Origin of the sequence: Rahnella sp. CFA14(1/10), assembly GCF_004195095.1 — a bacterium.
Taxonomy (GTDB): domain Bacteria; phylum Pseudomonadota; class Gammaproteobacteria; order Enterobacterales; family Enterobacteriaceae; genus Rahnella; species Rahnella perminowiae.
Map to the genome: position 1 here is coordinate 1 of NZ_SEWS01000010.1, position 15,064 is coordinate 15,064.

Here is a 15,064-nt window from a genome sequence, read left to right on the forward strand (position 1 = left end):
TGCCTGGCGGCACTAGCGCGGTGGTCCCACCTGACCCCATGCCGAACTCAGAAGTGAAACGCCGTAGCGCCGATGGTAGTGTGGGGTCTCCCCATGCGAGAGTAGGGAACTGCCAGGCATCAAATAAAGCCAAAAGCCCCGTACGAAAGTGCGGGGCTTTTGGCTATGGGGAATTTAGGGTATTGTGTACATTATTTACTCAGTACGTTGCCATGATCTGCAATTTAATTTCTCTTTTTATCCCTTCCTGAACACTCATTTGCTTCCCTTTATAACCAGATAATCTAAATTAATAACTTAAGTTGAAATATTTTCACTTAACGTTTGCAGGCTCGACATCTTAATCAAAAACCGATATCTTCAGCTATCTAGAAGTCTAAACGTATAAATGGATGCAGTGAGGAAGTTGTTATGCCGATCCGGGTTCCAGATGAATTACCAGCGGTGAATTTCCTGCGTAATGAGAACGTCTTTGTTATGACGTCATCACGGGCAAAAACGCAGGAGATCCGTCCTCTTAAGGTGCTGGTTCTCAACCTGATGCCGAAGAAAATTGAGACCGAAAATCAGTTTTTACGACTGCTTTCCAACTCTCCTTTGCAGATTGATGTGCAGCTGTTACGCATTGACAGTCGGGAATCTAAAAATACCCCTGCCGAGCATCTGAATAATTTCTATTGTGACTTTGAAGATATTCAACATGACAACTATGACGGACTGATCGTTACCGGTGCACCTTTAGGCCTGGTCGACTTTTGTGATGTAGCATACTGGCCGGAAATTGAGCGCGCTATTCACTGGGCTAAAGAACATGTCACATCGACCCTGTTTGTTTGCTGGGCGGTTCAGGCGGCGTTGAATGTGCTTTACGGCCTGCCTAAGATGACCCGTGAAACGAAGTTGTCTGGTGTATATCCCCATCAGACGTTACAACCGCTGGCATTACTGACCCGGGGCTTTGATGAAAGCTTTCTGGCACCTCATTCCCGTTATGCAGATTTTCCGGCAGATGTGCTCCGCCAGCATACGGATCTGGAGATCTTCGCCGAATCCGACGAAGCCGGTGCCTATCTCTTTGCAACCAAAGATAAACGGATGGCTTTTGTTACCGGACACCCTGAGTATGATGCAGGAACGCTGGCTGGTGAGTATCTGCGGGATGTGGCGGCGGGTTTATCGCCGGAAATGCCCTACAACTATTTCCCGCAGGATAACGCCGAGCTCGCCCCAAAGGCGACCTGGCGGAGTCACGGTCACCTGCTGTTCACTAACTGGCTGAATTATTATGTTTATCAGATCACACCGTTTGATCTGCGCCAGATGAATCCAACCCTCGAATAATCCTCTTTTCATGATTTCAGCAGACGATCTTGCCGGTCGTCTGCTCATCCTCTTCTTATCCCCGGATCCCTTTATCTGATCCTTTCCTTCTGTGCCTGTCCCCCCTCATCCGAAATTCATTACCATTTTACGAAAAAATAATTCATTCCTATCTCATTGATTAAAATTAATTATTTTTACAATAAAAAATAAAATGGAAATCGTTTTTGATTTTATGAAATTACTGATTACGCTTAAATCTATCGGGCAATAAATGACCAGAGAAAGATCGCCTCAGGAGCATGGGGGCATCTCCGGTGTGTTTTCGACCGTAACAGCGTCTGTTCAGTGAAGTGCTCTGGCAGATTAAACAGATAAATCAGGAGATAAATGATGTCTGAGCAAATTACCCGCAGTCAGCTTGGTTTTACGCGCCGGTTTGGTGAAAATGAAGCACAGATTCTGACCGAAGAAGCCGTTGATTTTTTATCTGAACTGGTTATCCGTTTTACCCCGCTGCGTAACCGCTTACTCGCCGATCGAATTGCCGTACAGCAGAAGATAGATCAGGGGACGTTACCTGATTTCATTTCGGAAACACATTCCATAAAAAAATCAAACTGGAAGATTCGAGGTATCCCGGCAGACCTACTGGATCGCCGGGTAGAAATCACCGGTCCTGTTGAACGCAAGATGGTGATCAACGCGCTTAACGCTAATGTAAAAGTTTTTATGGCGGACTTTGAGGATTCCCTTGCTCCGGACTGGCAGAAAGTTATCGAAGGGCAGATAAACTTACGCGATGCGGTGAAGGGGACGATCAGCTACACCAATGAATCCGGCAAGATTTATCAACTCAAGCCCGATCCGGCCGTTTTGGTTTGTCGTGTACGTGGTCTGCATTTACCCGAAAAGCATGTGAACTGGCAGGGTGAGGCTATTCCCGGTTCTTTGTTCGACTTCGCTTTGTATTTTTTCCATAACTATCGCGCCTTACTGGCAAAAGGCAGTGGCCCCTACTTCTATCTGCCAAAAATGCAGTCTTATCATGAGGCTGACTGGTGGAGCCAGGTCTTCAGTTTTGCCGAGGATTATGCAGGATTATCGCGCGGCACGATTAAAGCCACGGTGCTGATTGAAACCCTGCCTGCGGTTTTCCAGATGGATGAAATCCTTTACCACCTGCGTGCTCACATCGTCGGACTGAACTGTGGTCGCTGGGATTACATTTTCAGCTATATCAAAACGTTGAAGAATCATGCTGATCGTGTATTACCTGACCGCCAGTCTGTGACCATGACGCAACCTTTCCTCAGTGCGTACTCGCGTCTGCTGATCAAAACCTGTCATCGCCGTGGCGCATTTGCGATGGGTGGCATGGCGGCATTTATCCCAAGCAAAGACGTTAAGCGTAACGAATGGGTACTGAACAAAGTCCGGACGGACAAAGAGTTTGAAGCGAATAACGGACATGATGGTACCTGGATAGCACACCCCGGGTTGGCTGACACGGTACTGGAAGTGTTTGATAAAGCGCTGGGTGACCGCGTAAATCAACTGGACGTATTACGCGAAGAAGACGCCGAAATTACTGCCGGGCAGTTGCTCGAACCATGTTCAGGCGATCGTACTGAAGAGGGTATGCGCGCCAATATCCGCGTCGCAGTGCAATACATCGAAGCCTGGATTTCTGGCAACGGCTGTGTCCCGATTTACGGGCTGATGGAAGATGCCGCCACGGCGGAAATCTCCCGTACATCAATCTGGCAATGGATCCACCACGGCAAAACGCTTAATGACGGACAACCCGTGACGAAGCCGTTATTCCGCCACATGCTGAACGAAGAAATGCTGGTCATTCAGCAGGAGTTGGGCGACCAACGCTTCAGCGCAGGACGGTTCACACAGGCAGCTGCGCTGATGGAAAAAATCACCACACAGGACGAATTAATCGATTTCCTGACCCTGCCCGGCTATCAGCTGCTGGCCTGATTCTTCTTACCCTACACATAAAAAGACCGGAGCATTTGCCATGAAAACGACCCGTACTCAGCAGATTCAGCAGCTTGAAGAAACCTGGAACCAGCCGCGCTGGAAAAATATTACCCGACCTTACACGGCGGCAGACGTGATTAGCCTGCGTGGCTCAGTCAATCCTGAATGTACGCTGGCACAGCACGGTGCGGCGCGCCTGTGGGATTTACTCCACGGTGGATCGCGTAAAGGATATGTGAATTGTCTTGGCGCACTGACCGGCGGACAGGCATTGCAACAGGCAAAAGCGGGTATCGAAGCCATTTATCTTTCCGGGTGGCAGGTTGCCGCAGATGCCAATACAGCTTCCAGTATGTATCCCGATCAGTCTTTGTATCCGGTAAATTCGGTACCTGAAGTGGTGGCGCGCATTAACAACACTTTTCGCCGTGCGGACCAGATTCAGTGGGCCAATAACATTGAACCTGGGCTGCCGGGCTATACCGACTATTTCCTGCCGATTGTGGCCGATGCTGAAGCCGGTTTTGGCGGCGTACTCAATGCCTTTGAGTTGATGAAATCCATGATTGAAGCGGGTGCTGCCGCTGTTCATTTTGAAGACCAGCTTGCCGCAGTGAAGAAGTGCGGGCATATGGGCGGCAAAGTTCTGGTGCCGACTCAGGAAGCGGTGCAGAAACTGGTCTCCGCGCGCCTTGCCGCTGATGTTCTTGGCGTCCCGACGCTGTTGGTGGCGCGTACTGACGCTGATGCGGCAGATTTACTGACGTCAGACTGCGACCCTTATGATAGCCAGTTTATTACCGGCGAAAGAACGCATGAAGGCTTCTACCGGACACACGCCGGTATTGAGCAGGCCATCAGTCGCGGGCTGGCGTATGCACCTTATGCCGACGTGGTATGGTGCGAAACATCAACGCCTGATCTGGCACTGGCTCAGCGTTTTGCCGAGGCCATTCATGCAGAGTTCCCGGGAAAATTGCTGGCCTATAACTGTTCACCATCGTTTAACTGGAAGAAAAATCTCGATGATAAAACCATCGCCAGTTTCCAGGACCAACTGGCCGCGATGGGCTATCAGTATCAGTTCATTACGTTAGCAGGTATCCATAGCATGTGGTTCAACATGTTCGATCTTGCTCATGCCTATGCGCAGGGAGAGGGGATGAAGCACTACGTCGACAAAGTACAGGAACCGGAATTTGCAGCCATAAGTCGCGGCTACACTTTCGCCTCGCACCAGCAGGAAGTCGGAACCGGTTATTTTGATAAAGTCACCACCATCATTCAGGGCGGCCGTTCCTCGGTCACCGCCCTCACCGGTTCTACCGAAGAACAGCAGTTTTCCTCTGCGGCACACTGATATTTATCAGGCCCGGTAAAAGCCGGGTCTTTTTCCTCCGGGAGTCGCCACTATGCGTATAGAGTTGTTGATTGCGCAGACTATTTTGCAGGGATTCGACGCACAGTATGGCCGCTTTCTCGAGGTGACATCGGGGGCACAGCAGCGCTTTGAAAATGCCGACTGGCCGGCGGTACAGGCAGCAATGAAGCAACGTATCCATTTGTATGACCACCATGTCGGGCTGGTGGTTGCCCAGCTCAGATGCATTACCGGCCCGCATTTTTATGATGCCGCGTTTCTGATCCGCGTAAAGGCGTGTTACTCCGGATTACTGCCTGATTATCCGCGGGCTGAAATAGCCGAAAGTTTCTTTAATTCAGTCTATTGCCGCATTTTCAAACATCGCGATCTGACCGCAGACAAACTTTTTATTTTCAGTGAGCAGCCTTTCCGGTGGCCGCAACATTGCGCCCGTCCTTTGTCACGTCTTTACCCGGTTCAGGGCCAGCTTGCCGGCACACTCGCAAGAGTTCTTCATGACCTGCCGGTGCGCTTACCCTGGGAGAATACGCACCGTGACGTAGATTATATTGCTACGGCATTACAACAACGTTTCCCCGCAGAGTGGCTTGCAGAGGCTGATATTGAGATTGCCACCGAGATTTTTTATCGCAATAAAGCCGCATGGATAATCGGTAAAATCAGGACCGGCACGCAGGTATTCCCTATGTTATTGCCGGTGCATCTCAGCAGTCATCAGAAGCAGTTGTTTGTTGATGCCTGTCTTACCGAAAGCAACGATGCCAGTATAGTCTTTGGCTTTGCCCGCTCGTATTTTATGGTGTATGCACCGCAGCCTGGCGCGCTGGTTGAGTGGTTACGTGAGATTCTACCGGCCAAAACCACGGCTGAGCTGTACAGCGCTATCGGTTGCCAGAAGCATGCAAAAACCGAATGTTACCGTGAACATCTGCGCTTTATGGCGCAAACCGATAAGTCTTTTATTATCGCACCCGGTGTTAAAGGAATGGTCATGCTGGTATTTACCCTGCCTGACAGTGACCGGGTGTTCAAAGTGATAAAAGATAATTTTGCGCCGCAGAAAGAAGTGACCGAAGCACAGGTCAAAGCCTGCTATCAGTTGGTGAAAGAACATGATCGTGTCGGGCGGATGGCCGATACGCAGGAGTTTGAGCATTTTGTTCTGCCGAAGAAAAATATCAGTCCTGAACTGATGGCTGAACTACAGCGTGAAGTACCTGCCAAGATTGAAGATCTGGGAGACAGCATTGCGCTCAGGCACCTGTATATTGAACGGCGTATGACGCCGCTGAATTTATATCTGGAACAGGCCAGCACTAAGCAGCTTCATGATGTGATTGAAGAATATGGCAATGCAATTAAACAACTGGCTGCGGCTAATATCTTTCCCGGAGACATGTTGTTTAAGAATTTTGGCGTGACTCGTCATGGCCGGGTAGTATTTTATGATTACGATGAAATCTGCTACATGACCGAAGTGAATTTTCGCGATATTCCCGCGCCACGTTATCCGGAGGATGAACTGGCCAGTGAACCCTGGTACAGCATTGCGCCAGGTGATGTTTTTCCCGAGGAATTCCGGCATTTTCTTTGCAGTGACAAACGCCTTGGTCAGATGTTTGAAACGCTACACGACGACCTTTTCAGCGCCAGTTACTGGCGCGGTTTGCAGCAGAGGATCCGTGAGGGGCATGTCGAAGATGTCTTTGCTTATCGCCGTTCGCGGCGTTTTAGCCATCGTTAATAAACTGAAATCCTGCCGCATCATAATGGTGGGATTTCAGCATCTCTCTCAGTGTTTTCCGCCGCCGTAGGCTTGCGTGATTTCTTTCGCCGCGTGGATCACCAGAGCCCCCAGTTCCGTCACCCGGTCGTCGGTGATGCGCGAAACCGGACCCGAAATGGAAATGGCTGCATAGGCATCGTTATGCTCGTCATAGATACAGGTCGCCACACAACGCAAACCGAGCGCATGCTCTTCATCATCAAAGGCATAACCGCGTTTACGGGTATCTGCCAGCTCCTGTTTCAGGTTCGCCGGAGACGTTTTTGTTAACGGCGTATAACTGTGCAGACCGATTTTGTGCAGCAGTTTTGCCAGACGTTCTTCCGGCAGGGTTGAAAGAAACGCTTTGCCGGCACCTGACGCATGCATGGGTAATTTTCCGCCAATAGGCGCGGACATTCTCATCAGGGCATTACATTGCACCTGATCGATAATGATCGCCTGATAATCACTGTGATCCAGCACGGCCAGATTGACCGTTTCGCCGGACTCCTCCATCAGGCGGCGTAGCATCGGGTGTACCATGGCCAGTAAATTACGGCTTTGCAGGAAACTACTGCCCACGATAAAAGCGTGCGAGCCTATGGTCCACAAGCCCAAATCTCCGACCTGACGAACAAACCCCTGCTGTTGCATGGTGGTCAGAAGGCGGTGGGTGGTGGAGTTGGGTAAACCCGCTTGCTGGGCGAGATCGGTCAGCGCCACGCTGCCCTGAGCTTCGGCAATATATTCCAGCAATTTAAGGCCACGCGTCAGGGACTGAACTTGTCCGGTTGCAGCACTGCTGTTGGCGGCAGCAGCTTTAGTTTTCTTAGCACGTTTGGCCGGAGCCGATACGGACGTTGCCATGAGCCTGTTCCTTGTAAGATGCGCCAAAAGCTGGCGAAGAAAAATCATTTTTGGAATTGGTTTTCGTTTTTACAGTATGGATCGCAACGTGCCTTTACGCTCATCCGATGTGTTGCATGGCGTTTGCGGGATGTCTTCCCGAATTGAAAAAGTCTCACGTCAGCGCGGCCTTTTGGCTGAGGAAGATATGCTAGGATGTTGACCATAATTTCCGGCGCATGAATGAATAATTTGCCGGGTGTGCGTGATGGGTGATGAGGTGAAAGTGACTAATCGAGTTGAGGCGCTACATAAGCAGCTGGCACAGCGCATTTTGGTTCTGGATGGCGGCATGGGCACTATGATCCAAAGCTATCGTCTGGAAGAAGAAGATTACCGCGGTGAGCGTTTTGCTGACTGGGAAAGCGATCTTAAAGGCAATAATGATCTGCTGGTGCTCTCCAGACCTGAAGTGATCATCGAGATCCACAACGGTTATCTTGCTGCCGGTGCAGATATCCTCGAAACCAACACGTTCAACTCCACCACGATTGCAATGGCTGACTACCATATGGAATCCTTGTCGGCTGAAATTAACTATGAGGCCGCGCGGCTGGCGCGACAGTGCGCCGATGAGTGGACTGCCCGTACGCCGGATAAACCGCGTTATGTCGCCGGGGTGTTAGGCCCGACCAACCGGACGGCATCGATTTCCCCTGATGTTAACGATCCCGCATTCCGTAACGTAACTTTCGATCAGCTGGTTGACGCTTACCGGGAATCTACCCGTGCGCTGATCGAAGGAGGGGTCGATCTGATCATGATCGAAACCGTATTCGACACACTTAATGCTAAAGCCGCCACGTTCGCAGTTGAAAGCGAATTCGAAGCGATGGGTATTGTCTTGCCGGTCATGGTTTCCGGCACGATTACCGATGCCTCGGGCCGTACTTTGTCCGGCCAGACAACCGAAGCATTTTATAACTCATTACGCCATGTGAAACCGCTCACCTTTGGCCTTAACTGCGCCCTGGGGCCTGATGAATTACGTCAGTATGTGGCTGAGTTATCCCGTATTGCAGAATGTTATGTCACCGCACACCCGAACGCCGGTTTACCTAACGCCTTTGGTGAATACGATCTCGAAGCTAAAGAAATGGCTGAGCATATTGCCGAATGGGCACGCTCGGGCTTTCTGAACATCGTCGGTGGTTGCTGTGGTACCACGCCTGCGCACATTGCGGCGATGGTGAAAGCCGTGGAAGGCGTGCCGCCCCGTGCTTTGCCGACCATTCCTGTTGCCTGCCGTCTGGCAGGGCTGGAACCGCTGACCATCGATCCACAGACGCTGTTTGTGAATGTCGGTGAACGTACCAATGTGACCGGCTCCGCGCGTTTCAAGCGACTGATTAAAGAAGAAAAGTATGCGGAAGCGCTGGCTGTAGCCCGTCAGCAGGTAGAAAGTGGCGCGCAAATTATTGACATCAACATGGATGAAGGAATGCTCGACGCCGAAGCGGCGATGGTGCGTTTCCTCAGCCTGATTGCCGGTGAACCGGATATCGCCCGTGTGCCGATCATGATCGACTCCTCCAAATGGGACGTCATCGAGAAAGGCCTGAAATGCATCCAGGGCAAGGGGATTGTTAACTCCATTTCCATGAAGGAAGGCGAAGAAGCCTTCCTGCACCATGCCCGTATGGTTCGCCGCTACGGCGCAGCCGTGGTGGTCATGGCATTTGATGAAACCGGGCAAGCGGACACCCGTGCCCGCAAAATTCAAATCTGCCGCCGTGCCTATAAATTGCTGACTGAAAAGGTCGGCTTCCCGCCGGAAGATATTATTTTCGACCCGAACATCTTTGCCGTAGCGACCGGTATTGAAGAGCACAATAACTACGCCGTTGATTTCATCGAAGCCTGTGCTGATATTAAAGCACAACTGCCGCATGCGTTGATTTCCGGCGGTGTTTCCAATGTGTCCTTCTCGTTCCGCGGTAACGAACCGGTGCGTGAAGCCATTCACGCTGTCTTTCTGTATCACGCCATCCGCAACGGTATGGATATGGGTATCGTCAACGCCGGCCAGTTGGCGATTTATGATGATTTACCGGCTGAACTGCGCGACGCCGTGGAAGATGTCATCCTCAACCGTCGTCATGATGGTACTGAGCGTCTGCTCGAACTGGCCGAAAAATACCGTGGCAGCAAGGAAGATGGCGAAGCGAATAAGCAGCAGGCGGAATGGCGCAGCTGGGAAGTAAAAAAACGCCTCGAATACTCGCTGGTGAAAGGCATTACCGAATTTATCGAACTGGATACTGAAGAGTGCCGTCAGCTGGCCGCGCGTCCTATCGAAGTGATCGAAGGCCCGCTGATGGATGGTATGAATGTGGTCGGTGACCTGTTTGGTGCTGGCAAAATGTTCCTGCCGCAGGTGGTGAAATCCGCGCGTGTGATGAAACAAGCGGTGGCCTATCTGGAGCCGTACATTGAAGCCAGCAAGGAAAAGGGCCAGACCAACGGCAAAATTCTTCTCGCGACGGTAAAAGGCGATGTGCATGACATTGGCAAAAACATCGTCGGTGTTGTGCTGCAATGTAATAACTACGAGATTATTGATCTCGGTGTGATGGTGCCGACTGACAAAATTCTGAAAACTGCCATTGAAGAAAACGTCGATATTATCGGGCTTTCCGGGCTTATCACCCCGTCGCTGGATGAAATGGTCAACGTGGCAAAAGAAATGGAACGCCGTGGTTTCACCATGCCGTTGCTGATTGGCGGCGCAACCACATCGAAAGCGCACACAGCGGTGAAAATAGAACAAAATTACAGTGGTGCGACCTGCTATGTGCAAAACGCTTCACGCTCTGTGGGCGTCGTCTCTGCGTTGTTGTCCAATGATCAGCGCGATGCGTTTATCGGACGAACGCGTAAAGAGTATGAAACCGTACGTATCCAGCATGGTCGTAAAAAACCGCGCACGCCGCCGGTGAGTCTGGCAGTGGCCCGCGACAACGCGACTTTTATCGATTGGGAAACTTACACGCCGCCGGTGGCTCACCGTCTGGGCATCCAGAAAGTGGAAGCCAGCATTGAAACATTGCGTAATTACATCGACTGGACACCGTTCTTTATGACCTGGTCGCTGGCGGGCAAATATCCGCGCATTCTTGAAGATGAAGTTGTCGGCGAGGAAGCGAAGCGCCTGTTCAGGGATGCCAACGATTTGCTGGATAAACTCTCCGCTGAAAAATTACTGAATCCGCGTGGTGTAGTGGGCTTGTTCCCGGCAAACCGCACGGGCGATGATATCGAAATCTACAGCGACGAACGCCGTCAGGATGTGCTGGTGGTCAGCCATCATCTGCGTCAGCAAACGGAAAAAACCGATTTCGCCAACTACTGTCTGGCTGACTTTGTTGCGCCGAAATCCAGTGGCAAAAAAGATTACATGGGGGCATTTGCCGTAACCGGCGGGCTTGAGGAAGATGCGCTGGCCGAGGCGTATGACAAGCAGCATGATGATTACAATAAAATCATGATCAAGGCTCTGGCAGACCGTCTGGCAGAAGCGTTCGCAGAGTACCTGCACGAGAAGGTACGTAAAGTGTACTGGGGTTTTGCGCCGACAGAAAACCTGAGCAATGAAGAACTGATCCGCGAAAATTATCAGGGAATACGCCCGGCACCCGGTTACCCGGCCTGTCCTGAACATACTGAAAAAGGGCAAATCTGGAAGCTGCTGGATGTCGAATCCAATACCGGTATGCAACTGACCGAGTCCTTTGCCATGTGGCCGGGGGCAGCTGTATCCGGCTGGTATTTCAGCCATCCTGACAGTAAATACTTCGCTGTGGCGCAGATCCAGCGTGATCAGGTTGAAGATTATGCAGCGCGTAAAAACATGCCGGTCGCAGAAGTGGAAAGATGGTTAGCCCCTAATCTGGGTTACGATGCCGACTAATAATATAAATGCCCGTTAACGGGCATTTTTTCCCCTTGATTTCCTTACGAATTCAGCTCACTTCCACATCAATGTGCAGTGCGTCATAGCGCCAGTATTCTAAATCGCAGTCGATGACCCGGTCGTGCTGGTCACGGTTGGTTCGCGTGATAAACAGTGCAGGGCTGCCGGGTGCCACTCTCAACGCATGCGAGGCTTCTTCACTCAGCAACGTAGGTACCATATCAAATCGTACGCGTCCGTAATGAATGTCGTAGCGCAGCGCATACAGATCGGTCAGCGATGATGTGAGATCAGCGCTGAGAATATCCTGAAAATACAGCGGATTAAGATAGTGCTCGACATACAGTACCGGACGGCTATCGATATAACGTAACCGTCTTATGCAAATCACCTCACTCTCTGCCGGCACTAATAACTTCTGACACACCGTATCACTGGCAAGACAGTACTTCGCATCGATCACTTCGGTTTTTGCGCTGCGTCCCTGATCTTTCGCCATCGCGTGAAAATGACTTCTTTGCAGCGGGTTATAAATAATGCGCGGTGGGGACACAAACCAGCCCCGGCGCACTTCCCGGTAAATCAGACCCTGTGCCTCAAGCTGGCTCAATGCTTCCCGTAATGTGATACGGGTAGTGGAAAACTGTTCACTCAACGCGCGCTCAGAAGGCAGCCTTCCCTCTGCAGAAAATGCCCCGGCTGCAATACTTTCGCTCAATGCCTTGCAGATAACGGCAAGGGTGGTCTGCGATTCACTCATCGGTTAGCAAGCCTCATTTCAGTGCGTTTTTGCACCAATCTGACTCTGCATCGTGTCAATAATGTGCGCCCGTTAACAGCGATCAGCTTAAAACTGCTGCTTTTTCGCGCTGACATATAATTATCACAATTGAGCGTTAGATTGGCTTGGTTCTTGCTGGACTAGACCAGCACTTCACACACTATCATCTGGAGCATCCGTTATGAAACAGTTGTTCGCTTCTGTGTTAACCAGCGCGCTTGTCCTCTCCGCTTCACCGGCATTTGCCGCTGAGCCTCCTGCTGCACTCCTCAAAGCGGCACAAGCCGAAGGAACGGTAAACAGTGTCGGTATGCCTGATGACTGGGCGAACTGGAAAGGAACATGGAGTGATCTGAGCACTAAATATGGTCTGAAACACAGTGATACCGATATGAGTTCCGCCCAGGAAATCGCCAAATTCCTGGCAGAGAAGGACAATGCCAGTGCTGATATTGGTGACGTGGGCGCTGCTTTCGGACCGGTTGCTGTGCAAAAAGGCGTGACCCAGCCTTATAAACCGACAACCTGGGATCAGGTACCCGACTGGGCAAAAGATAAAGACGGTATGTGGGCGCTCGCTTACACCGGTACTATCGCCTTCATCATTGATAAATCGCAGGTTAAAGATGAGCCACACAGCTGGGCTGATCTGCTCAACAGCAAATACAAAGTGACTATTGGTGATGTGAGCACCGCAGCGCAGGCGGCAAACGGCGTGCTGGCGGCAACTTACGCGATGGGTGGGAATGAAAAGGATCTAAAACCAGGTCTGGAATATTTCGGCAAACTGGCGAAAGCAGGACGTCTGAGTCTGACGAACCCGGTGATCGCTTCTCTGGAGAAAGGTGAGGTGCAGGTTGGCGTCGTCTGGGACTTCAACGGGCTGAGCTATCGCGACAAAATCGACAGAACCCGCTTCGATGTGGTGATCCCATCGGATGGCACTATCACGTCCGGCTACACCACCATCATCAACAAATTCGCCAAACACCCAAATGCGGCAAAACTGGCACGTGAATACATCTTCTCTGATGCTGGCCAGATCAACTTAGCACAAGGTTATGCCCGCCCGATCCGTGCTGACCACATCACTCTGCCAGACGATGTAAAAGCCAAACTGCTGCCATCCAGTGAATACAAAAATGCACATCCGATTGCCGATCCGGCTGCCTGGGACAAGAGTGCGAAAACCTTGCCGCGCCTGTGGCAGGAAAACGTCATGATCAACATGCAGCAATAAATTCCTAAAAATAAGAAGAACCGGGCAGCGAAAGCATTGGTTAATGACAACACCTGTAAGAAATGAAAGGCATACATGTAATGAAAAGCATTCTGGTAGTTCTCGACGGCCTGAATTATCAGGTCGGCAACGACACAATGGGTTATTTACAGGCGCAGTGTGCCGCAGGACGTGGCCGCTTGTATCAACTGGAATGCGAATTGCCTTCGCTGTCCCGACCGCTTTATGAATGCATTCTCACCGGCATCACGCCGGTGGAGAGTGGCATCGTTCATAACCATGTTGACCGGTTATCGACACAACGCAGTATTTTTCACTATGCCCGCGACGCCGGTCTGACGACGGCTGCGGCGGCTTATCACTGGGTCAGCGAGCTGTACAACCGCACACCATTTGACCCGCCGCGTGATCGTCACACCAGTGATGAATCGCTGGCTATCCAGCACGGTCATTTCTATTACGACGACAGTTATCCTGATTCGCATTTGTTCGATGATGCCGAAAGCCTGCGACGTCGTCATGATCCCGACTTCCTGCTGATCCATCCGATGAACATTGATGATGCCGGGCATAAATTCGGCCTGTCGACACCGCAATATCGTAACAAAGCACGGATCGCAGACGGCATTCTGTCACGCTATCTGGGTGACTGGCTGGATGCCGGTTATCAGGTGATCGTGACCGCGGATCACGGCATGAATGATGACCGCAGTCACGGCGGAATTTTGCCGGAGGAGCGTCAGGTACCGCTGTTCGTTTTTGGCAGTGCGTTCAGCTTCAAAGAGGCCGCACCGTTGCAGACCGAGTTGTGCGGAACCGTTTGTCAGATCCTTAATATTGCCCACGATAAGCCACATTGCGCGGCATTACTGGCCTGAATCCCGTCACTTTTAGAGGATACCCGATGAAAGCTAAGTGGATTGCGGCGTTGTTTATGCTGCCATTTCTGGTGTTTTTCATCGCTTTTCAGCTGGCGCCGCTGGCATGGATTGCGGTGAGCAGTTTTTACAGTGAGACGTATGAAGCCTGGGGACTGGGCAATTACACCGATATTCTGACATCACCGTTCTATTTACAGGCTATGCGTTTCTCGCTGGATATTTCCATCTGGTCGAGTTTATACGGCTTGCTTATCGCGTTGGTGGGCAGTTACTCACTTCGCCAGTTAGGCCCGACAAAGCTGCACGATTTTGTCATGTCGTTCACTAACATGACCAGCAACTTTGCCGGGGTGCCGCTGGCCTTCGCCTTCGTGATCCTGCTTGGCCTGAATGGTTGCCTGACGCTGCTGTTGAAAAAATATGGCCTGATGGAACACTTTGACCTCTATTCGAAAGACGGCCTGATTGTTCTCTATACCTATTTTCAGATCCCGCTCGGCGTGTTGCTGATGTATCCGGCATTTGATGCGCTGCGGGAGGACTGGCGTGAGTCAGCAGCCTTGCTGGGCGCGGGACGCTGGCGTTACTGGCGTCATATTGGTATTCCGGTGCTGTTCCCGGCCTTGCTCGGTACCTTCGTGATTTTGCTGGCCAATGCCCTTGGCGCGTATGCCACGGTGTATGCGCTGACCACCGGTAACTTTAACGTGGTGCCGGTGCGTATCGCGGCGTTGGTCTCGGGGGATATTTCTCTCGATCCGAACATGGGCAGCGCGCTGGCGATGTTGCTGGTGGTGCTGATGGCCTTTATCACGCTGATCCATCAGTGGTTATTGCGTAAAAGTTATCTCAGTCAGCGCAGCTGACGGGCAAAAA

The 15,064-nt window shown here is 51.2% G+C and carries 10 protein-coding genes and 1 rRNA gene; 9 read left to right on the top strand and 2 right to left on the bottom strand.

What is annotated here, in order from left to right:
- Positions 1–2: 2 nt before the first annotated feature.
- The 5 genes from rrf to aceK all read left to right on the top strand — a co-directional run bounded on the left by rrf (position 3) and on the right by aceK (position 6,443).
- Positions 3–118: ribosomal RNA gene (gene rrf / locus EVX52_RS19220) — 5S ribosomal RNA — on the top strand.
- 293 nt (positions 119–411) lie between these two features.
- Positions 412–1,341, top strand: a complete 930-nt coding sequence (metA, locus tag EVX52_RS19225) for a homoserine O-succinyltransferase (protein ID WP_129991921.1) — start codon at positions 412–414, stop codon at positions 1,339–1,341.
- A gap of 372 nt (positions 1,342–1,713) precedes the next feature.
- A complete protein-coding gene (aceB, locus tag EVX52_RS19230) occupies positions 1,714–3,312 on the top strand; it encodes a malate synthase A (RefSeq protein WP_129992010.1) in 1,599 nt (532 codons plus the stop codon).
- Between the two features lie 40 nt (positions 3,313–3,352).
- Entirely contained in the window at positions 3,353–4,675 is a 1,323-nt protein-coding gene (gene aceA / locus EVX52_RS19235; protein WP_129991922.1) for an isocitrate lyase, read from the top strand.
- Between the two features lie 52 nt (positions 4,676–4,727).
- Positions 4,728–6,443 carry a bifunctional isocitrate dehydrogenase kinase/phosphatase gene (gene aceK / locus EVX52_RS19240; protein ID WP_129991923.1) on the top strand — a complete coding sequence of 572 codons (1,716 nt, stop codon included), beginning with the start codon at positions 4,728–4,730 and terminating at the stop codon, positions 6,441–6,443.
- A gap of 48 nt (positions 6,444–6,491) precedes the next feature.
- Here the strand turns inward: aceK and iclR are convergent, their stop codons facing one another.
- Positions 6,492–7,334: a glyoxylate bypass operon transcriptional repressor IclR gene (iclR, locus tag EVX52_RS19245; protein ID WP_129954849.1), complete on the bottom strand. Its 843-nt coding sequence runs from the start codon at positions 7,332–7,334 to the stop codon at positions 6,492–6,494.
- A gap of 247 nt (positions 7,335–7,581) precedes the next feature.
- Between iclR and metH the strand changes: the two genes are divergently transcribed.
- Positions 7,582–11,283, top strand: a complete 3,702-nt coding sequence (gene metH, locus EVX52_RS19250; protein ID WP_129991924.1) for a methionine synthase — start codon at positions 7,582–7,584, stop codon at positions 11,281–11,283.
- 52 nt (positions 11,284–11,335) lie between these two features.
- Here the strand turns inward: metH and EVX52_RS19255 are convergent, their stop codons facing one another.
- Positions 11,336–12,046, bottom strand: a complete 711-nt coding sequence (locus EVX52_RS19255) for a UTRA domain-containing protein (protein ID WP_129991925.1) — start codon at positions 12,044–12,046, stop codon at positions 11,336–11,338.
- A 202-nt stretch (positions 12,047–12,248) separates the two neighbouring features.
- Between EVX52_RS19255 and EVX52_RS19260 the strand changes: the two genes are divergently transcribed.
- The 3 genes from EVX52_RS19260 to EVX52_RS19270 all read left to right on the top strand — a co-directional run bounded on the left by EVX52_RS19260 (position 12,249) and on the right by EVX52_RS19270 (position 15,054).
- Positions 12,249–13,307, top strand: a complete 1,059-nt coding sequence (locus EVX52_RS19260; RefSeq protein ID WP_129954846.1) for an ABC transporter substrate-binding protein — start codon at positions 12,249–12,251, stop codon at positions 13,305–13,307.
- A gap of 80 nt (positions 13,308–13,387) precedes the next feature.
- Complete coding sequence (locus EVX52_RS19265; protein WP_129991926.1) at positions 13,388–14,185, top strand: alkaline phosphatase family protein; 798 nt, start codon at positions 13,388–13,390, stop codon at positions 14,183–14,185.
- A 26-nt stretch (positions 14,186–14,211) separates the two neighbouring features.
- Positions 14,212–15,054: an ABC transporter permease subunit gene (locus EVX52_RS19270; RefSeq protein WP_129954844.1), complete on the top strand. Its 843-nt coding sequence runs from the start codon at positions 14,212–14,214 to the stop codon at positions 15,052–15,054.
- Positions 15,055–15,064 lie beyond the last annotated feature (10 nt).

Coding starts and splice junctions, on each gene's coding strand:
- metA (WP_129991921.1), top strand. CDS start 412: ATGCCGATCCGGGTTCCAGATGAATTACCAGCGGTGAATTTCCTGCGT.
- aceB (WP_129992010.1), top strand. CDS start 1,714: ATGTCTGAGCAAATTACCCGCAGTCAGCTTGGTTTTACGCGCCGGTTT.
- aceA (WP_129991922.1), top strand. CDS start 3,353: ATGAAAACGACCCGTACTCAGCAGATTCAGCAGCTTGAAGAAACCTGG.
- aceK (WP_129991923.1), top strand. CDS start 4,728: ATGCGTATAGAGTTGTTGATTGCGCAGACTATTTTGCAGGGATTCGAC.
- iclR (WP_129954849.1), bottom strand. CDS start 7,334: ATGGCAACGTCCGTATCGGCTCCGGCCAAACGTGCTAAGAAAACTAAA.
- metH (WP_129991924.1), top strand. CDS start 7,582: ATGGGTGATGAGGTGAAAGTGACTAATCGAGTTGAGGCGCTACATAAG.
- EVX52_RS19255 (WP_129991925.1), bottom strand. CDS start 12,046: ATGAGTGAATCGCAGACCACCCTTGCCGTTATCTGCAAGGCATTGAGC.
- EVX52_RS19260 (WP_129954846.1), top strand. CDS start 12,249: ATGAAACAGTTGTTCGCTTCTGTGTTAACCAGCGCGCTTGTCCTCTCC.
- EVX52_RS19265 (WP_129991926.1), top strand. CDS start 13,388: ATGAAAAGCATTCTGGTAGTTCTCGACGGCCTGAATTATCAGGTCGGC.
- EVX52_RS19270 (WP_129954844.1), top strand. CDS start 14,212: ATGAAAGCTAAGTGGATTGCGGCGTTGTTTATGCTGCCATTTCTGGTG.